General features: G+C 56.7%; 26 protein-coding genes. 24 read left to right on the top strand and 2 right to left on the bottom strand.

Annotated elements, in window-relative coordinates; translation table 11 throughout:
* Positions 1 to 6: 6 nt before the first annotated feature.
* The 22 genes from rplP (at position 7) to bfr (ending at position 11,892) form a co-directional block, all read left to right on the top strand.
* Positions 7 to 420, top strand: coding sequence for a 50S ribosomal protein L16 (gene rplP / locus AB4N41_RS05820; RefSeq protein ID WP_003228729.1), 414 nt, complete (start codon positions 7 to 9; stop codon positions 418 to 420).
* A complete protein-coding gene (rpmC, locus tag AB4N41_RS05815; protein ID WP_002555481.1) occupies positions 420 to 611 on the top strand; it encodes a 50S ribosomal protein L29 in 192 nt (63 codons plus the stop codon). Before rplP ends, rpmC begins: the two co-directional genes overlap by 1 nt.
* 2 nt (positions 612 to 613) lie before the next feature.
* Positions 614 to 880, top strand: coding sequence for a 30S ribosomal protein S17 (gene rpsQ / locus AB4N41_RS05810; RefSeq protein ID WP_003194644.1), 267 nt, complete (start codon positions 614 to 616; stop codon positions 878 to 880).
* A gap of 23 nt (positions 881 to 903) precedes the next feature.
* Complete coding sequence (rplN, locus tag AB4N41_RS05805) at positions 904 to 1,272, top strand: 50S ribosomal protein L14 (protein ID WP_002555479.1); 369 nt, start codon at positions 904 to 906, stop codon at positions 1,270 to 1,272.
* Between the two features lie 11 nt (positions 1,273 to 1,283).
* Entirely contained in the window at positions 1,284 to 1,598 is a 315-nt protein-coding gene (rplX, locus tag AB4N41_RS05800) for a 50S ribosomal protein L24 (protein WP_003186046.1), read from the top strand.
* Between the two features lie 20 nt (positions 1,599 to 1,618).
* The gene (gene rplE / locus AB4N41_RS05795) at positions 1,619 to 2,158 is read left to right on the top strand and encodes a 50S ribosomal protein L5 (RefSeq protein WP_003210069.1); all 540 of its coding nucleotides are present in this window, start codon (positions 1,619 to 1,621) and stop codon (positions 2,156 to 2,158) included.
* Between the two features lie 13 nt (positions 2,159 to 2,171).
* On the top strand, positions 2,172 to 2,477 hold the full coding sequence (gene rpsN, locus AB4N41_RS05790; protein ID WP_003186042.1) for a 30S ribosomal protein S14: 306 nt from the start codon (positions 2,172 to 2,174) through the stop codon (positions 2,475 to 2,477).
* Between the two features lie 208 nt (positions 2,478 to 2,685).
* Positions 2,686 to 3,078 (top strand): 30S ribosomal protein S8, encoded by a 393-nt coding sequence (rpsH, locus tag AB4N41_RS05785; protein WP_016772944.1) that lies wholly within the window; start codon positions 2,686 to 2,688, stop codon positions 3,076 to 3,078.
* Positions 3,079 to 3,090: 12 nt separating this feature from the next.
* Entirely contained in the window at positions 3,091 to 3,624 is a 534-nt protein-coding gene (gene rplF / locus AB4N41_RS05780) for a 50S ribosomal protein L6 (RefSeq protein ID WP_003228722.1), read from the top strand.
* 10 nt (positions 3,625 to 3,634) lie between these two features.
* Positions 3,635 to 3,985, top strand: coding sequence for a 50S ribosomal protein L18 (rplR, locus tag AB4N41_RS05775; protein ID WP_003186037.1), 351 nt, complete (start codon positions 3,635 to 3,637; stop codon positions 3,983 to 3,985).
* Between the two features lie 3 nt (positions 3,986 to 3,988).
* Entirely contained in the window at positions 3,989 to 4,489 is a 501-nt protein-coding gene (rpsE, locus tag AB4N41_RS05770; RefSeq protein WP_007955637.1) for a 30S ribosomal protein S5, read from the top strand.
* 2 nt (positions 4,490 to 4,491) lie between these two features.
* Entirely contained in the window at positions 4,492 to 4,668 is a 177-nt protein-coding gene (gene rpmD / locus AB4N41_RS05765) for a 50S ribosomal protein L30 (RefSeq protein ID WP_003176408.1), read from the top strand.
* 3 nt (positions 4,669 to 4,671) lie between these two features.
* The gene (gene rplO, locus AB4N41_RS05760; RefSeq protein ID WP_003228720.1) at positions 4,672 to 5,109 is read left to right on the top strand and encodes a 50S ribosomal protein L15; all 438 of its coding nucleotides are present in this window, start codon (positions 4,672 to 4,674) and stop codon (positions 5,107 to 5,109) included.
* Positions 5,110 to 6,438 carry a preprotein translocase subunit SecY gene (secY, locus tag AB4N41_RS05755; protein ID WP_016772945.1) on the top strand — a complete coding sequence of 443 codons (1,329 nt, stop codon included), beginning with the start codon at positions 5,110 to 5,112 and terminating at the stop codon, positions 6,436 to 6,438. It begins immediately after the preceding gene.
* Between the two features lie 27 nt (positions 6,439 to 6,465).
* Entirely contained in the window at positions 6,466 to 6,582 is a 117-nt protein-coding gene (gene rpmJ / locus AB4N41_RS05750; RefSeq protein WP_002555468.1) for a 50S ribosomal protein L36, read from the top strand.
* Between the two features lie 130 nt (positions 6,583 to 6,712).
* On the top strand, positions 6,713 to 7,069 hold the full coding sequence (gene rpsM, locus AB4N41_RS05745; protein ID WP_003186020.1) for a 30S ribosomal protein S13: 357 nt from the start codon (positions 6,713 to 6,715) through the stop codon (positions 7,067 to 7,069).
* Between the two features lie 30 nt (positions 7,070 to 7,099).
* Positions 7,100 to 7,489: a 30S ribosomal protein S11 gene (rpsK, locus tag AB4N41_RS05740; RefSeq protein WP_002555466.1), complete on the top strand. Its 390-nt coding sequence runs from the start codon at positions 7,100 to 7,102 to the stop codon at positions 7,487 to 7,489.
* 18 nt (positions 7,490 to 7,507) lie between these two features.
* Positions 7,508 to 8,128: a 30S ribosomal protein S4 gene (gene rpsD, locus AB4N41_RS05735; RefSeq protein WP_003176404.1), complete on the top strand. Its 621-nt coding sequence runs from the start codon at positions 7,508 to 7,510 to the stop codon at positions 8,126 to 8,128.
* 22 nt (positions 8,129 to 8,150) lie between these two features.
* Positions 8,151 to 9,152, top strand: coding sequence for a DNA-directed RNA polymerase subunit alpha (locus AB4N41_RS05730; protein WP_016772946.1), 1,002 nt, complete (start codon positions 8,151 to 8,153; stop codon positions 9,150 to 9,152).
* 42 nt (positions 9,153 to 9,194) lie between these two features.
* Positions 9,195 to 9,581 (top strand): 50S ribosomal protein L17, encoded by a 387-nt coding sequence (gene rplQ, locus AB4N41_RS05725; RefSeq protein WP_003176402.1) that lies wholly within the window; start codon positions 9,195 to 9,197, stop codon positions 9,579 to 9,581.
* Positions 9,582 to 9,820: 239 nt separating this feature from the next.
* Positions 9,821 to 11,275: a catalase gene (locus AB4N41_RS05720; protein ID WP_095181967.1), complete on the top strand. Its 1,455-nt coding sequence runs from the start codon at positions 9,821 to 9,823 to the stop codon at positions 11,273 to 11,275.
* Between the two features lie 149 nt (positions 11,276 to 11,424).
* Positions 11,425 to 11,892, top strand: coding sequence for a bacterioferritin (gene bfr, locus AB4N41_RS05715; RefSeq protein ID WP_130912285.1), 468 nt, complete (start codon positions 11,425 to 11,427; stop codon positions 11,890 to 11,892).
* Between the two features lie 65 nt (positions 11,893 to 11,957).
* Here bfr and uvrA read toward each other — a convergent pair whose 3' ends face one another.
* Positions 11,958 to 14,792, bottom strand: coding sequence for an excinuclease ABC subunit UvrA (uvrA, locus tag AB4N41_RS05710; protein WP_041477664.1), 2,835 nt, complete (start codon positions 14,790 to 14,792; stop codon positions 11,958 to 11,960).
* A 191-nt stretch (positions 14,793 to 14,983) separates the two neighbouring features.
* On the opposite strand from uvrA, the gene AB4N41_RS05705 reads away from it, so the two are divergent.
* Positions 14,984 to 16,381: an MFS transporter gene (locus AB4N41_RS05705; protein ID WP_252876987.1), complete on the top strand. Its 1,398-nt coding sequence runs from the start codon at positions 14,984 to 14,986 to the stop codon at positions 16,379 to 16,381.
* Between the two features lie 9 nt (positions 16,382 to 16,390).
* Complete coding sequence (locus AB4N41_RS05700) at positions 16,391 to 16,912, top strand: single-stranded DNA-binding protein (RefSeq protein WP_041477666.1); 522 nt, start codon at positions 16,391 to 16,393, stop codon at positions 16,910 to 16,912.
* Positions 16,913 to 17,106: 194 nt separating this feature from the next.
* On the opposite strand, the gene AB4N41_RS05695 is transcribed toward AB4N41_RS05700, so the two are convergent.
* Positions 17,107 to 18,264: a glutathionylspermidine synthase family protein gene (locus tag AB4N41_RS05695; protein WP_252876986.1), complete on the bottom strand. Its 1,158-nt coding sequence runs from the start codon at positions 18,262 to 18,264 to the stop codon at positions 17,107 to 17,109.

Below are 18,264 nucleotides of genomic sequence, written 5' to 3'. Positions count from 1 at the left end.
CGCCAAATGTTGCAACCAAAGCGTACGAAGTTCCGCAAGCAGATGACCGGCCACAACCGTGGTCTGGCACTGCGCGGTAGCAAAGTCAGCTTCGGCGAGTTCGCGCTGAAGTCTGTTGCTCGTGGTCGTCTCACCGCTCGTCAGATCGAGTCAGCGCGTCGTGCTCTGACCCGTCACGTAAAACGTGGCGGCAAGATCTGGATCCGTGTATTCCCGGACAAGCCGATTTCCAAGAAACCTCTCGAGGTTCGTATGGGTAAAGGTAAGGGTAACGTGGAGTACTGGGTTGCCCAGATTCAGCCAGGCAAAGTCCTGTATGAAATCGAGGGTGTTTCTGAAGAGCTGGCGCGTGAGGCTTTCGCCCTGGCTGCTGCAAAGCTGCCGCTCGCCACCTCCTTTGTTAAACGGACGGTGATGTGATGAAAGCGAATGAACTTCGTGAAAAATCCGCACAGCAGCTGAACGAGCAACTGCTCGGCTTGCTGCGCGACCAGTTCAATCTGCGCATGCAGAAAGCAACTGGCCAGTTGGGGCAGTCTCATCTGCTCTCGCAAGTTAAGCGTGACATCGCTCGCGTGAAGACTGTGCTCAACCAGCAGGCAGGTAAGTGATCATGGCTGAAGCCGAAAAAACTGTCCGTACGCTGACTGGCCGTGTTGTCAGCGACAAGATGGACAAAACCATCACCGTTCTGATCGAGCGTCGCGTAAAGCACCCGATCTACGGTAAATACGTTAAGCGTTCGACTAAGCTGCACGCGCACGACGAAACCAATCAGTGCCACATCGGCGACAAAGTCACTATTCGTGAAACTCGTCCGATGGCCAAGACCAAGTCTTGGGCGCTGGTTGATGTTCTCGAACGCGCTGTGGAAGTCTAAGGGCTAGGGGTCGGAGAAATTATATGATTCAGACTCAATCCATGCTCGATGTGGCCGATAACAGCGGCGCTCGCCGTGTTATGTGCATCAAGGTGCTGGGTGGCTCCCATCGTCGTTACGCTGGTATCGGTGACATCATCAAAGTTACCGTGAAGGAAGCAATTCCTCGCGGTAAAGTGAAAAAAGGCCAAGTGATGACTGCTGTTGTAGTCCGCACTCGTCACGGCGTACGTCGTGCTGATGGCTCCATTATCCGCTTTGATGGCAACGCTGCTGTTCTTCTGAACAACAAGCAAGAGCCGATCGGCACCCGTATCTTTGGGCCAGTGACCCGTGAACTTCGTACTGAGAAGTTCATGAAGATCGTCTCGCTCGCCCCAGAAGTGCTGTAAGGAGATCCGACATGCAAAAGATTCGTCGTGACGACGAGATCATCGTGATCGCCGGCAAAGACAAAGGTAAGCGCGGTAAGGTGCTGAAGGTTCTTGCTGACAACCGTCTGGTTGTTGGTGGTCTGAACCTGGTCAAGCGTCATACCAAGCCTAACCCGATGTCGGGCGTACAGGGCGGTATCGTCGAGAAAGAAGCGCCACTGCACGCTTCCAACGTCGCCATCTTCAACGGCGAAACCAACAAGGCTGACCGCGTTGGTTTCAAAGTAGAAGACGGTAAGAAAATTCGTGTCTTCAAGTCGACCCAAAAAGCGGTTGATGCTTGAACACTGCTAGGTAGAAGACCATGGCACGACTAAAAGAGATTTACCGGAAGGAAATCGCTCCGAAACTTAAGGAAGAACTTAAGCTTTCGAACGTGATGGAAGTTCCGCGCGTTACCAAAATCACCCTGAACATGGGTCTGGGCGAAGCGATCGGCGACAAAAAAGTCATCGAGCACGCTGTTGCTGACCTGGAAAAGATCACCGGCCAGAAAGTCGTTGTGACCTACGCTCGTAAATCCATCGCTGGCTTTAAAGTCCGCGAAGGATGGCCGATCGGCGTCAAAGTGACCCTGCGCCGTGAGCGTATGTACGAGTTCCTGGATCGTCTGCTGTCGATCTCCCTGCCTCGGGTTCGCGACTTCCGCGGCCTGAATGCCAAGTCCTTCGATGGTCGCGGCAACTACAGCATGGGCGTGAAAGAGCAGATCATCTTCCCGGAAATCGACTACGACAAGATCGATGCTCTCCGCGGTCTGGACATTACCCTGACCACCACTGCCAAGAACGATGATGAAGGCCGCGCTCTGCTGCGTGCTTTCAAATTCCCGTTCCGCAACTGATTGGAGTAGGAAAATGGCCAAGAAGAGCATGAAGAACCGTGAGCTGAAGCGTCAGCTCACCGTTGCCAAGTACGCCACCAAGCGTGCAGCGCTGAAAGCTATCATCGTCGATCTGAACGCAAGTCCAGAAGCGCGTTGGGAAGCTACCGTAGCTCTGCAGAAGCAACCACGTGACGCAAGCGCTTCGCGCATGCGTAACCGTTGCCGCCTGACTGGTCGTCCGCACGGCGTGTACCGCAAGTTCGGCCTCGGCCGTAACATGCTGCGTCAAGCTGCAATGCGTGGTGACGTACCAGGTCTGGTTAAAGCCAGCTGGTAACAGTTGTCAAAGTCTCGATGTTCGGGTTCGCAAGAACCTGACCATCGGTGGCCTTGAATCTGAATCAAGCCCCTTTTGGGGCTTGATTCATTTCTGGGGTGTGTCTAGAATGACCGGCTCGCCTGAGCCCGTGTTTTTCTGCCCGGAAGTTCTCGGCGACAAGTAGTAGCCGCAAGGCTAATTTTTTTGTATTAGGAGCGTCTAGCCCATGAGTATGCAGGACCCGTTAGCGGACATGCTAACTCGAATCCGTAATGCCCAGATGGCTGAAAAGTCTGTCGTAAGCATGCCGTCTTCCACGTTGAAGGCTGCTGTAGCAAAAGTCCTGAAGGACGAAGGTTACATCGCGGATTTTCAGATCACCACCGACGCCAAGCCGTCGCTGTCCATCTCGCTGAAGTACTTCGAAGGCCGTCCGGTTATCGAAGAAGTGAAGCGCGTTAGTCGTCCAGGCCTGCGTCAGTACAAGTCCGTTGAAGATCTGCCGAAAGTTCGTGGCGGTCTTGGCGTGTCTATCGTCTCCACCAACAAAGGTGTGATGACTGATCGTGCTGCGCGCGCTGCCGGTGTCGGCGGCGAAGTTCTTTGCACTGTGTTCTAAGGGGGGATAAGCATGTCTCGCGTCGCTAAGAACCCCGTTAAGCTGCCAGCCGGTGTCGAAGTCAAATTCGCAGGCCAACAGCTTTCGGTGAAGGGTGCCAAGGGCACTCTTGAACTGAACATCCATTCGTCCGTTGAGATCGTTGAAGAAGCTGGTGAGCTGCGTTTCGCTGCTCGCAATGGCGATCAACAAACTCGCGCAATGGCCGGTACCACGCGTGCGTTGGTAAACAACATGGTCCAGGGCGTAAGCCAAGGCTTTGAGCGCAAGCTCCAGCTGGTCGGTGTTGGTTACAAAGCGCAAGCAAAAGGTCAGGTTCTGAACCTGGCTCTTGGCTTCTCGCACCCAGTGGATTACGAACTGCCGGAAGGCATCACCGCTGAGACTCCTAGCCAGACCGATATCCTGATCAAGGGCATCGACAAGCAGCTGGTAGGTCAAGTGGCCGCCGAGATCCGCGACTTCCGTCCACCAGAGCCGTACAAAGGCAAAGGTGTGCGCTACGCGGACGAAGTCGTCCGTCGTAAAGAAGCCAAGAAGAAGTAGGGCATAGCAAATGACCGACAAAAAAGTTACTCGACTGCGTCGCGCTCGCAAAGCACGCCTGAAAATGCACGAACTCGAAGTCGTGCGTCTCTGCGTGTTCCGCTCGTCGCAGCACATCTACGCCCAGGTCATCTCGGCCGACGGCAACAAAGTCCTGGCAAGTGCCTCGACTTTGGATAAAGAACTGCGTGATGGTGCCACTGGCAACATCGACGCGGCCACAAAGGTTGGCCAGCTGGTCGCTACGCGTGCTAAGGCCGCTGGCGTATCGCAAGTGGCTTTCGACCGCTCTGGCTTCAAGTACCATGGCCGCGTTAAAGCGCTGGCTGATGCTGCTCGTGAAGCTGGGCTGGAGTTCTAAGTTATGTCAAATAACGACCAAAAGCGCGACGAAGGCTACATCGAGAAGCTGGTTCAAGTTAACCGCGTAGCCAAAACCGTTAAAGGCGGCCGTATCTTCACTTTCACCGCGTTGACCGTGGTTGGTGATGGTAAAGGGCGTGTTGGCTTCGGCCGTGGCAAGTCGCGTGAAGTGCCTGCTGCGATCCAGAAGGCAATGGAAGCTGCTCGCCGTAACATGATTCAAGTTGACCTGAACGGCACCACTCTGCAGTACGCGATGAAGTCCGCTCACGGCGCTTCAAAGGTGTACATGCAGCCTGCTTCTGAAGGTACCGGTATCATCGCTGGCGGCGCTATGCGTGCTGTCCTCGAAGTTGCTGGCGTTCAGAACGTTCTGGCCAAGTGCTACGGCTCGACTAACCCGGTAAACGTGGTTCACGCCACTTTCAAGGGTCTGAAGGCTATGCAGTCTCCTGAGTCCATCGCTGCCAAGCGTGGCCTGCGTGTTGAGGAGATCAAGTAATCATGGCTACCGTTAAAGTTACGCTGATCAAAAGCATGACCGGCCGCATCCCTAACCACAAACTGTGCGTTAAGGGTCTGGGTCTGCGTCGCATCGGTCACACTGTAGAAGTCCAGGATACTCCCGAGAATCGCGGGATGATCAACAAGGCTTACTACATGCTGCGTGTCGAGGGTTAATCGATGAAACTCAATGATCTGAGTCCAGCGCCGGGTTCCCGTCGCGAAAAGCATCGTCCGGGCCGTGGTATCGGTAGTGGTTTGGGCAAGACTGGTGGCCGTGGTCACAAAGGTCAGACCTCCCGCTCCGGTGGCACCATCGCTCCAGGCTTTGAAGGCGGTCAACAGCCGCTGCATCGTCGTCTGCCTAAGTTCGGTTTCGTTTCCCTGAAAGCCATGGATCGCGCAGAAGTGCGTTTGTCCGAGCTGGCTAAAGTGGAAGGCGACATCGTTACTGTGCAGTCCCTGAAAGATGCCAACGTGATCAACGTCAACGTACAGCGTGTGAAAATCATGCTGTCCGGTGAAGTGACTCGCGCTGTCACTATCGGCAAGGGAATCGGCGCCACCAAAGGTGCGCGTGCGGCTATCGAAGCAGCTGGCGGCAAGTTCGAGGAATAAATGGCTAAGCAAGGTGCTCTCTCTGCGCTCGGCAAAGGCGGTATGTCTGAACTCTGGGCTCGTCTGCGTTTTCTGTTCCTGGCGATTATCGTCTACCGAATAGGCGCACACATCCCGGTTCCAGGTATCAACCCGGACCGACTCGCAGACCTGTTTCGACAGAATGAGGGGACCATTCTTAGCTTGTTCAACATGTTCTCCGGCGGCGCGCTGGAACGGATGAGCATCTTTGCACTGGGGATCATGCCGTACATTTCGGCATCGATCATCATGCAACTGATGACCGCCGTCAGCCCGCAGCTGGAGCAGTTGAAGAAGGAAGGTGAAGCTGGCCGTCGCAAGATTAGCCAGTACACCCGCTACCTCACCGTCGCTCTCGCTCTGGTCCAGGCTATTGGCATGTCCATTGGTCTGGCGGGGCAGGGCGTCGCGTTCACTGGTGACTTTGGCTTCCATTTCGTCGCGGTAACCACATTTGTGGCTGGTGCGATGTTCATGATGTGGCTGGGTGAGCAGATTACTGAGCGTGGTGTTGGCAACGGTATCTCGATGTTGATTTTTTCGGGTATCGTCGCCGGTCTTCCGAGAGCAATCGGGCAGTCTTTCGAGTCTGCGCGTCAGGGCGATATCAACATCTTCGCCCTGGTTGCCATCGGTTTGCTGGCAGTAGCGATTATCGGTTTCGTGGTGTTCATTGAGCGTGGTCAGCGTCGTATCGCTGTTCACTACGCCAAGCGTCAGCAGGGCCGCAAGGTTTTTGCTGCGCAGACAAGCCACTTGCCGCTGAAGGTGAACATGGCCGGTGTTATTCCGGCTATTTTCGCGAGCAGCATTTTGCTGTTCCCGGCTTCGTTGGGTGCCTGGTTCGGTCAGTCTGAAGGTATGGGCTGGTTGCAGGACATCTCGCAGTCGATCGCTCCTGGTCAGCCGTTGAATATTCTGCTGTTTAGTGCAGGGATTATTTTCTTCTGCTTCTTCTATACGGCGTTGATGTTCAATCCGAAAGACGTAGCGGAAAACCTGAAGAAGTCCGGTGCCTTTATTCCGGGCATTCGTCCAGGTGAGCAGTCTGCGCGCTATATTGATGGCGTTCTGACCCGCTTGACCCTGTTCGGTGCTCTTTACATGACGGCCGTGTGCCTGTTGCCCCAATTCCTGGTGGTTGCAGCAAACGTTCCGTTCTACCTTGGCGGGACCTCGTTGCTGATCGTGGTCGTGGTTGTGATGGACTTCATGTCCCAAGTACAATCGCACCTCGTTTCGCACCAGTACGAATCCCTGATGAAGAAAGCCAACCTGAAGGGTTACGGCAGCGGCATGTTGCGCTGAGTACCCATAAGGTTCGAGGAGTTGGTGATGAAAGTTCGTGCATCGGTGAAAAAGCTGTGCCGTAACTGCAAGATTATTCGCCGCGAAGGTGTTGTTCGAGTAATTTGCAGCGCGGAACCGCGTCACAAACAGCGCCAAGGCTGAGTGTGATTGTGCTTCAAGCCCGGTAGCTAGTGCGCTACCGGGTTGATTATTTGTTATTACAGCGATATTATCTCGCGCCCTATTTCTTGGCTTCCGGGGCGTAGGTAGCTGTCAATTGGAGTCCCACTGAATGGCCCGTATTGCAGGCGTTAACATTCCAGATAACAAGCATACTGTTATCTCGCTGACCTACATCTATGGTGTTGGTCGCACTACTGCGCAGAAGATCTGTGCAGTGACTGGGGTAAACCCAGCAGCAAAGATCAAAGATCTGAGCGACGAGCAAATTGAACAGCTGCGTGGCGAAGTGGCGAAGTTCACCACTGAAGGTGACCTGCGTCGCGAAATCAACATGAAAATCAAGCGCTTGATGGACCTCGGTTGCTATCGCGGTCTGCGTCATCGTCGTGGTCTGCCAGTACGCGGTCAGCGTACCAAGACCAACGCGCGTACCCGTAAAGGTCCGCGTAAGCCGATCCGCAAGTAATCGCCCCAGCGAATCGACAGGAATTTAATCATGGCAAAACCTGCTGCTCGTCCTCGTAAAAAAGTTAAAAAGACAGTGGTTGATGGCATCGCCCACATCCATGCATCTTTTAACAACACCATCGTGACCATTACCGACCGTCAAGGTAACGCTCTTTCCTGGGCTACCTCCGGTGGTTCGGGTTTCCGCGGTTCCCGCAAGTCCACCCCGTTCGCTGCTCAAGTAGCTGCTGAACGTGCTGGTCAAGCTGCGCTGGAATACGGCCTGAAAAACCTCGACGTCAACGTCAAGGGTCCAGGTCCAGGTCGTGAATCCGCAGTCCGCGCTTTGAACGGCTGTGGCTACAAGATCGCCAGCATCACCGACGTGACGCCAATCCCGCACAACGGGTGCCGTCCGCCGAAGAAGCGCCGCGTGTAATCCAGGAGATTGTAAAGAATGGCTCGTTACATTGGTCCAAAATGCAAACTCGCTCGTCGCGAAGGCACCGATCTCTTCCTGAAGAGCGGCGTGCGCGCGATCGAATCGAAGTGCAACATTGAAGCAGCACCTGGTATCCACGGCCAGCGCCGCGGTCGCCAGTCCGACTACGGCACCCAACTGCGTGAAAAGCAGAAGGTCCGTCGTATCTACGGCGTTCTCGAGCGTCAGTTCAGCGGCTACTACAAAGAAGCTGCTGGCAAGAAAGGTGCAACCGGTGAAAACCTGCTGCAACTGCTCGAATGCCGTCTGGACAACGTTGTATACCGTATGGGCTTTGGTTCGACTCGTGCCGAATCCCGTCAACTGGTATCGCACAAGTCGATCAGCGTTAACGGTCAGACCGTAAACGTTCCGTCGTATCAGGTTCGTGCTGGTGACGTGGTTGCAGTTCGCGAGAAAGCAAAAAACCAGCTTCGCATTGTCCAAGCTCTCGATCTGTGTGCCCAACGTGGCCGCGTAGAATGGGTAGAAGTAGACACTGAGAAGAAGTCGGGCGTTTTCAAGAACGTTCCTGCTCGCAGTGATCTGTCCGCCGACATCAACGAAAGCCTGATTGTCGAGCTCTACTCCAAGTAAGGGCTAGAAAATAGGTGCATCCATGCAGATTTCGGTAAATGAGTTCCTGACACCCCGCCACATTGATGTGCAGGTTGTCAGTCCAACCCGCGCCAAGATCACTCTCGAGCCTCTCGAGCGTGGTTTTGGCCACACCCTGGGCAACGCGCTGCGCCGCATCCTGTTGTCCTCAATGCCCGGCTGCGCAGTAGTCGAGGCCGAGATTGACGGTGTGCTCCACGAGTACAGCGCCATCGAAGGTGTACAGGAAGACGTAATTGAAATCCTGTTGAACCTTAAAGGTCTGGCCATCAAGCTGCACGGTCGTGACGAAGTTACGCTGACCTTGTCGAAGAAGGGTTCGGGGGTGGTTACCGCTGCCGATATTCAGCTGGATCATGATGTCGAGATCGTTAATCCCGATCACGTAATCGCTAACCTGGCGTCTAACGGCGCCCTGAACATGAAGCTCACCGTAGCTCGTGGTCGTGGTTATGAACCAGCCGACTCGCGTCAGAGCGATGAAGACGAAAGCCGCAGCATCGGTCGCTTGCAGCTCGACTCTTCGTTCAGCCCGGTTCGCCGTATCGCTTACGTGGTGGAAAACGCCCGTGTCGAGCAGCGTACCAACCTGGACAAGCTGGTTATTGATCTGGAAACCAACGGTACCCTGGATCCTGAAGAGGCTATCCGTCGCGCTGCAACCATCCTGCAACAGCAGCTGGCTGCGTTCGTCGACCTCAAAGGTGAAAGTGAGCCGCTGGTTGTCGAGCAGGAAGACGAGATCGATCCGATCCTGCTTCGCCCGGTTGACGATCTGGAACTGACTGTACGTTCGGCTAACTGCCTTAAGGCGGAAAACATCTACTACATCGGCGACCTGATTCAGCGTACCGAAGTAGAGCTGTTGAAGACTCCGAACCTGGGCAAGAAATCCTTGACTGAAATCAAGGACGTTCTGGCCTCCCGCGGTCTGTCCCTCGGCATGCGCCTCGACAACTGGCCGCCTGCAAGTCTTAAGAAGGACGACAAGGCGACTGCCTGATCGTCGTAATCACCGAACGTAGTGTTTGGTAAGGAATGAACCATGCGTCATCGTAAAAGTGGTCGTCACCTGAGCCGCACCAGCTCGCACCGCAAGGCCATGTTCCAAAACATGGCGGTGTCGCTGTTCGAGCACGAGCTGATCAAAACTACTCTGCCAAAAGCCAAAGAACTGCGCCGCGTTGCCGAGCCGCTGATCACTCTGGCCAAGACAGACAGCCTGGCTAACCGCCGTCTGGCTTTCGACCGTACTCGTTCGAAAGCTATCGTTGGTAAGCTCTTCAACGACCTGGGCAAGCGTTACGCTACCCGTGAGGGTGGCTACCTGCGCATCCTCAAGTGCGGTTTCCGCGCTGGCGACAACGCGCCTATGGCGTACGTCGAGTTGGTTGATCGTGCTACTGCTGGCGAAGCTGTATCCGCCGAGTAAGACGTCAGTCTGAAACAAAGAACCGGGCCTAGTGCCCGGTTTTTTGTGTCTGTAAGAAATGCGCCGTCCATACAAGTTTCTGACATGGTTGAACTGCCACTATGTGCCGGGAAAACATAATTAGTAATTATCTATCGATGCTTGCAGGTTAATGAATTTGTAGCTGTAACGTCGATGATCAATACTTCCCTCCAAGCCCATTAGCCGGCAGTTCAAGACTGACAGAGGAAGAAGACCGCATGAGCCAGACCAAGACGCTTACAACCGCCAGTGGCGCGCCAGTCGCTGATAACCAGAATTCCCGTTCCGCCGGCCCACGCGGTCCGCTGCTTCTCGACGATTTCCATCTCATCGAAAAACTCGCGCACTTCAACCGTGAAAACATTCCCGAGCGCCGTGTCCACGCTAAAGGTTCGGGCGCTTACGGTACGTTCACCGTCACCCGTGACATCACGGAATACACCAGTGCCAAGCTGTTTGAATCGGTAGGCAAGCAAACGCCAACCTTTCTGCGCTTTTCTACCGTAGGTGGCGAGCGTGGTTCGGCCGACACTGAGCGCGATCCGCGCGGCTTCGCCTTGAAGTTCTACACCGAGGAAGGCAACTGGGACATCGTTGGCAACAACACGCCAGTGTTCTTCATCCGTGATCCGCTGAAGTTTCCGGACTTTATCCACACGCAAAAGCGTCTGCCGCAAAGCAACTTGAAGAGCGCGCAGATGATGTGGGATTTCTGGTCGCATTCGCCTGAGGCGCTGCACCAGGTCACTATCCTGTTTTCTGATCGTGGCATCCCTGACGGCTATCGCCATATGCATGGCTTCGGCAGTCACACTTACAGCCTGATCAACGCCAAGGGCGAGCGTCACTGGGTGAAGTGGCACTACAAGACTCAGCAAGGCATCAAGAACCTGGCACCAGCCGAGGCCGCCCGTTTGGCCGGTACCGACCCGGACTATGCGCAGCGTGACCTGTTCGAGGCCATCGAGCGTGGTGAATTCCCGAAATGGCGCGTGTGCATTCAGATTATGACCGAAGCCCAGGCGGCGGCTCATTATGAGAATCCGTTTGATGTGACCAAGACCTGGTCGCAGAAAGAGTTTCCGTTGATCGAAGTTGGTGAGCTGGAATTGAACCGCAACCCGCTTAACTACTTCGCTGAAGTCGAGCAGGCTGCGTTTGGCCCGAGCAACATGGTGCCAGGCGTGGGTCTGTCGCCAGACCGTATGCTGCAGGGTCGCGTATTCGCCTACGCTGACGCGCACCGCTACCGTGTGGGCACCAACCACCAGCAATTGCCGGTGAACGCTCCGCGCAGCCCGGTGAATACTTATCAGCGTGACGGCTCTATGGCGTTCGGCAGCAATGGCGGCGCGGCGCCGAACTATGAACCGAACAGCTACGTTGAGTCGCCGAAACAAGCGCCACATTACGCTGAGCCAGCGCTGGCCTTGAGCGGTGCCGCTGATCGCTATGATCACCGCGAAGACACCGACTACTACAGCCATGCCGGTGCCTTGTTCCGCTTGATGAGCGAAGAGCAAAAAGCGCTGCTGGTCAGCAACATTGCCGGCGCAATGGCGGGTGTTTCCAGCGACGTCGTCGATCGCCAGTTGCAGCATTTCTACAAAGCCGATCCAGCGTATGGAGAAGCAATCGCAAAGCTGCTCAGCCTACAGCTTAACGAAGTCTAAACGAGAAGCAGAACCGCCCTCATTTGGGCGGTTTTTGCGTTATTTGGCCTGCTTTTCTCAGAATATCTTCGCTTTTATTGCGTGCGGTGAGTGACCTTCCAGTCAGGTTGGTTCAAACTACAGACTTTCAGGAAGGGAGATGTAGGGCGATGCAAGGCCACCCAGATGTAATCGATTACCTCAATACGTTGCTGACCGGCGAGCTGGCCGCGCGTGACCAATATTTCGTTCATTCGCGGATGTATGAGGACTGGGGGTTTACCAAGCTCTACGAGCGCATCAACCACGAGATGGAAGAAGAAGCCGGCCACGCCGATGCATTGATGCGGCGGATTCTGATGCTTGAAGGCACGCCGCGCATGCGTCCGGATGATCTGGACGTCGGTACCACCGTGCCTACGATGCTCGAAGCTGATCTGCGCCTCGAATACAAAGTCCGCGCTGCGCTGTGCAAAGGCATCGAGCTTTGCGAGCAGCATCAGGATTACGTCAGCCGTGAGATTCTGCGGGTTCAACTCAATGACACCGAAGAAGATCACACCTACTGGCTGGAAAAGCAGCTGGGCCTGATCAAGCTGATCGGTCTCGAGAACTACCTGCAATCCCACGCGTCCTGATTGCACCGGGTACAAAAAAGCCCCTGGCACCTCAACGGTGACAGGGGCTTTTTCATGCTTGGCAGTTACGCCCGATCGCGGATCAGCAGCGGCTTGAGGTAATGGCCGGTGTGAGATTGCTTCATCTCGGCAACTTCCTCCGGCGTACCGGTGGCAATGATCTGCCCGCCCTTGGAACCGCCTTCAGGACCGAGGTCCACCAGCCAGTCAGCGGTCTTGATCACATCGAGGTTATGCTCGATCACCACCACGGTGTTGCCGTGATCGCGCAGACGATGCAGAACATCGAGTAACTGCTGGATATCGGCGAAGTGCAGGCCGGTGGTCGGCTCGTCGAGGATGTACAGGGTCTTGCCGGTATCGCGTTTGGACAGCTCGCGCGACAACTTGACCCGCTGTGCTTCACCGCCGGACAGGGTCGTCGCCGACTGCCCGAGCTTGATGTAGGACAGGCCGACATCCATCAGCGTTTGCAGCTTGCGCGCCAGTGCCGGCACTGCATCGAAGAACTCCCGAGCTTCCTCGATGGTCATTTCGAGGGTCTCGTGGATGCTCTTGCCCTTGTACTTGATTTCAAGGGTTTCGCGGTTGTAGCGCTTGCTCTTGCACACATCGCAGGGCACGTAGATGTCCGGCAGAAAGTGCATTTCCACCTTGATCAGGCCGTCGCCCTGGCACGCTTCGCAGCGACCGCCCTTGACGTTGAACGAGAAACGCCCTGGGCCGTAACCCCGGGAGCGCGACTCGGGCACGCCGGCAAACAGTTCGCGGATCGGCGTGAACAGCCCGGTATAGGTCGCCGGGTTGGAGCGCGGCGTACGACCGATCGGGCTCTGGTCGATGTCGACGACTTTGTCGAGATGTTCCAGACCTTTGATGCTGTCATGTGCGGCCGCTTCCAGTGTGGTCGCACCATTGAGCGCCGTGGCGCTCAGCGGGAACAGCGTGTTGTTGATCAGTGTCGATTTGCCCGAACCGGATACGCCAGTCACGCAAGTCAGCAAGCCGATCGGGATGTCCAGATCGACATTGCGCAGATTGTTGCCGCGCGCACCCTTGAGCGACAGGTTGAGCTTCTTGTTGCGTGGGGTGCGTTTGGCCGGCACTTCGATCTTCACCCGGCCGGACAGGTATTTGCCGGTCAGCGAATCAGGGTGTGCCATGACTTCGTCCGGCGTGCCCTCGGCAACGATCTGCCCGCCGTGCACACCGGCGCCCGGGCCGATATCGACGACATAGTCAGCCAGACGAATCGCGTCTTCATCATGCTCGACCACGATCACCGTGTTGCCGATATCGCGCAAATGCTTGAGCGTACCGAGCAGCCGGTCGTTGTCGCGCTGATGCAAGCCAATGGATGGTTCATCGAGGATATACAGAACGCCGACCAGGCCCGCGCCAATCTGGCTTGCCAGACGAATCCGTTGCGCCTCGCCACCGGACAATGTGTCGGCACTGCGATCCAGCGACAGATAGTCGAGGCCGACGTTGACCAGAAATTGCAGACGCTCGCGGATTTCCTTGAGGATCTTGTCGGCGATCTCGCCACGCCGACCGGTCATCTTCAGCGCACCGAAGTATTCACAGGCATCGCCGATCGGCAGATTGGTCACTGCCGGCAGGGTTTTCTCGCCGACCCAGACGTGCCGCGCTTCGCGGCGCAGACGCGTGCCACGGCAATCCGGGCAGGCCTGATGGCTGAGGAACTTGGCCAGCTCTTCGCGCACGCTCGCCGATTCGGTTTCGCGATAGCGGCGCTCAAGATTCGGCACGATGCCTTCGAACGGGTGCGAGCGTTTGACGATGTCGCCACGGTCGTTCAGGTATTTGAAGTCGACGTTCTGCGAGCCGCTGCCATGCAGGATGAACTTCTGCTGCTCGGCGCTCAGCTCGTTGAAGGGCTTGTCCAGGCTGAACTTGTAGTGCGAGGCGAGTGAGCCAAGCATCTGGAAGTAATAGACGTTGCGCCGGTCCCAGCCACGGATCGCGCCCTCGGCCAGGGTCAGCTCGCCATTGACCAGACGCTTGATGTCGAAGAACTGCTTCACACCCAGGCCATCACAGGTCGGGCAGGCGCCGGCCGGGTTGTTGAAGGAAAACAGCTTGGGTTCCAGCTCGCTGATCGCATGGCCGCAGATCGGGCAGGCGAAGCGTGCGGAGAAGATCATTTCTTCGCCCGGCTCGTCGTCCATCGGCGCGACCAAGGCAATGCCGTCGGCGAGTTTCAGCGCAGTCTCGAAAGACTCGGCCAGACGTTGCTGCAGATCGGCGCGAACCTTGAAGCGGTCGACGATCACATCGATCGAATGCTTCTTCTGTTTATCCAGCTTCGGCAGCTCGTCGAGCTCGCAAATGCGTCCGTTGACCCGGGCGCGGACGAAACCCTGCGCACGCAATTCTTCGAAGACCGACAGGTGTTCGCCTTTGCGTTCGCGGATCACCGGTGCCAGCAACATCAGTTTGCTGCCTTCCGGCTGCGCCAGCACCAGATCGACCATCTGGCTGACGGTCTGCGCTTCCAGTGGAATGTCGTGATCCGGGCAACGCGGCGTACCCACGCGGGCATAGAGCAAGCGCAAGTAGTCGTAGATTTCGGTGATGGTGCCAACCGTCGAACGCGGGTTGTGCGAGGTCGACTTCTGTTCGATGGAGATCGCCGGCGACAGGCCTTCGATGGTGTCGACGTCGGGTTTTTCCATCATCGACAGGAACTGCCGGGCATAGGCCGACAGTGATTCGACATAGCGGCGCTGACCTTCGGCATACAGCGTGTCGAACGCCAGCGACGACTTGCCGGATCCGGACAGGCCGGTGATGACGATCAGTTTGTCCCGTGGCAGGGTCAGGTCGATGTTCTTCAGGTTGTGGGTACGGGCCCCACGTATCAGGATCTTGTCCAAAGTGGCCTCGCTTGGCGGGCGTCGAAAACGTAGGAGTATACGGGCAAATACTGGATGGATGCACACTATCAAACGAAGGGCGTTTTGCCGTTCATGAAGAGAGTTTCATCTATACGCGTCATAGCGTCGCGATATACCCCGTCTTCCGATGGGACTGGTAGAATCGCCGCCGGTTCACACGAGGTTTTTCCATGCACGATCCCCACAGCGAACGCATGAGTGGCAGTGAGACCCGCGCGGCGAGCGGTCTGGCCCTGGTGTTCGCCTTCCGTATGCTTGGCATGTTCATGGTGTTGCCGGTGCTGGCGACCTATGGCATGGATCTGGCGGGAGCGACCCCGGCCCTGATCGGGCTGGCGATTGGCGCTTACGGTCTGACCCAGGCAATTTTCCAGATTCCGTTCGGGATCATTTCCGACCGCATCGGTCGCCGGCCGGTGATCTACCTCGGCCTGATCGTCTTCGCTCTTGGCAGTGTTCTGGCTTCGCAGGCCGATTCGATCTGGGGCGTGATCGCCGGGCGAATCCTGCAGGGCGCCGGGGCGATTTCCGCAGCGGTGATGGCGCTGCTTTCCGACCTGACCCGCGAGCAGCATCGGACCAAAGCCATGGCGATGATCGGCATGACCATCGGCCTGTCGTTCGCCGTGGCCATGGTGGTCGGGCCGTTATTGACCAGTGCGTTCGGGCTGTCCGGGCTGTTCCTCGCCACTGGCGCCATGGCGCTGCTCGGCATCCTGATCATCATGTTCATGGTGCCGCAATCCACCGGGCCGTTGCAGCACCGGGAATCCGGAGTGGCCCGGCAGGCGCTGATGCCGACGCTCAAGCACCCGGACCTGCTGCGCCTGGATCTGGGCATCTTTGTGTTACATGCCATGTTGATGTCGAGCTTCGTTGCCTTGCCCTTGGCACTGGTGACAAAAGCCGGTCTGCCCAAGGAACAGCACTGGTGGGTCTACCTCACCGCGCTGCTGATTTCGTTCTTCGCCATGATCCCGTTCATTATCTACGGCGAGAAGAAACGCAAAATGAAACGAGTTTTGCTCGGCGCCGTCATGACATTGATGCTGACTGAACTATTCTTCTGGCAGTTCGGCGACAGCCTGCGTGCTCTGGTGATCGGTACGGTGGTGTTTTTCACCGCGTTCAATCTGCTCGAGGCATCGTTGCCGTCGCTGATCAGCAAGGTTTCACCGGCAGGCGGCAAGGGCACGGCCATGGGCGTGTACTCCACCAGCCAGTTCCTCGGTTCGGCACTCGGCGGGATACTCGGCGGCTGGTTGTTCCAGCATGGCGGTCTGTCGGTTGTGTTCCTCGGATGCGCCGCGCTGGCTGCACTTTGGCTGGCCTTTGCTGTTACCATGCGCGAACCTCCCTACGTGACGAGCCTGCGCTTGCCGTTGTCGCCCGAAGCGATCCGCGAAGCGGGTCTGGTCGAGCGCCTCAAGGCCCTGGTAGGGGTAACAGATGCAGTGATAGTCGCCGAAGAGGCGGCTGTTTACATCAAACTGGACAAAGAATTAGTGGATCGCACCACCCTCGAACGCCTGGTCAACAACCCGGCCGGGGCTGCGTGCGACGCTTAGGAGAACGTTATGGCCCGTGGGGTTAACAAAGTCATATTGGTCGGCACTTGCGGCCAGGATCCCGAAGTTCGCTACCTGCCTAACGGTAATGCCGTGACCAACCTGAGTCTGGCCACCAGCGAACAATGGACCGACAAGCAGACCGGTCAGAAGGTCGAGAAAACCGAGTGGCACCGTGTGTCGATGTTCGGCAAGGTTGCCGAGATCGCCGGTGAATACCTGCGCAAGGGTTCGCAGGTCTACATCGAAGGCAAGCTGCAGACCCGCGAGTGGGAAAAGGACGGCATCAAGCGTTACACCACTGAAATCGTGGTCGACATGCAAGGCACCATGCAACTGCTCGGCGGCCGTCCACAACAGGGCGACCAGCAAGGCGGCGGCAACAACTACCAGCAGCAGGCGCCACGTCAGCAGGCACCGCGCCCGCAGCAGTCGGCTCCACAGCAGCGTTCGGCTCCGCAAGCACCGCAGCAGGCCGCACCGCAACCGGCTCCGGATTTCGACAGCTTCGATGACGATATTCCGTTCTGATTTGCCGCTGTAACCGTCTTGAATGAAAAAGGCCCGTCGCTTAAACGACGGGCCTTTTTTGTTCAGGAAATTCCTGGCTACTCACAATCTCCTGTGGGAGCGAGCCTGCTCGCGAATGCGTCAGATCAGTCGATGCACCTGTAACTGACAGGGCGCTTTCGCGAGCAGGCTCGCTCCCACAAGGTAATTTCGTCTTAATCCAGGATCAGGTGCGGCAGGAAGCGGCTGGAGTCTTTGGTGATCAGACTATTGTCCTCACGCACACCAATCCCTGCCGCCTCATCACCAATCACCCACGAGCCAATCAGCGTGTAGCTGTCGCCAAACTTCGGCAGCGGTGCGAACTCCTGCAGGATGAACGGCGCATCGGTGTAAGGCCCGTCCTCTTTGACGATCAGACCTTCCGTCGTTTGCAGCTCGATGTTGGCGCCTTCGCGGGAAAAGTACGGCTTGCGCACCCAGCCTTTCGGCACCGCACTCTGCGGATTCGGATCAAGGTGCGCAGCGAGCAGATTCGGATGGCCCTTGTGCAATTCCCACAGCAGCGGCAGGGCACCTTTGTTCGACAGAATCGCCTTCCACGCCGGTTCGAAAAACTGCGTATCGCATTCGGCGATCGCTGCGCCGAACGGCTCGTGGAAGATGAATTCCCAGGCGTGCAGCTTGAACAGGTGCGGGATCCAGCGATCCTGCAGATCGACGAAACGACCTTCAGCCGTCAGGCCAATGTCTTCGATATCGATGTGGCGTGATTCGATGCCGACCTTTTCCGCGATCAGCCGCAGGTAATCGGTGGTGCCTTTGTCCTCGACCGAATCCTTCATCGACGCAAAGTAGAACGGCCGCTTCAACTGCAACTCGGCGAAGGCCTGATGCAGCTTGGTGTCGATGCTGTTGAACTGGTCAGCATGTGGCGGCAGCGTGCCACGCTCGATGCACTGTTCCAGCCAGCCCCACTGAAATGCCGCCGCTTCATAGAGGCTGGTCGGCGTGTCGTAGTTGAGCTCCAACAGTTTCGCCGGCCCGTTGCCGCTGTAGGAAAAGTCCATGCGACCGTACAGATGCGGATGACCCTCGCGCCAGGAGGTGCGGATCATGTCGTAGTACGCCGCCGGGATGCTGAGGCGATCAAGCAACTCCTCGCTGTTGACGACGCGATCAACCAGATCCATGCACATCTCGTGCAGTTCGGTGGTCGGATCTTCGAGATCGTTTTCGATCTGCGCGAGGCTGAACTGGTAGTAGGCGCTTTCGTCCCAGTACGGTTCGTCGTCGATGGTGTGGAACAGGAAACCGAGGCTTTCGGCGGTGTGTTTCCAGTCGGGGCGCTCGGCGCAGTGGATCTTTTTCAT

Source organism: Pseudomonas sp. S2_A10, assembly GCF_054668465.1.
This window is presented reverse-complemented; position numbering and strand designations above follow the sequence as displayed.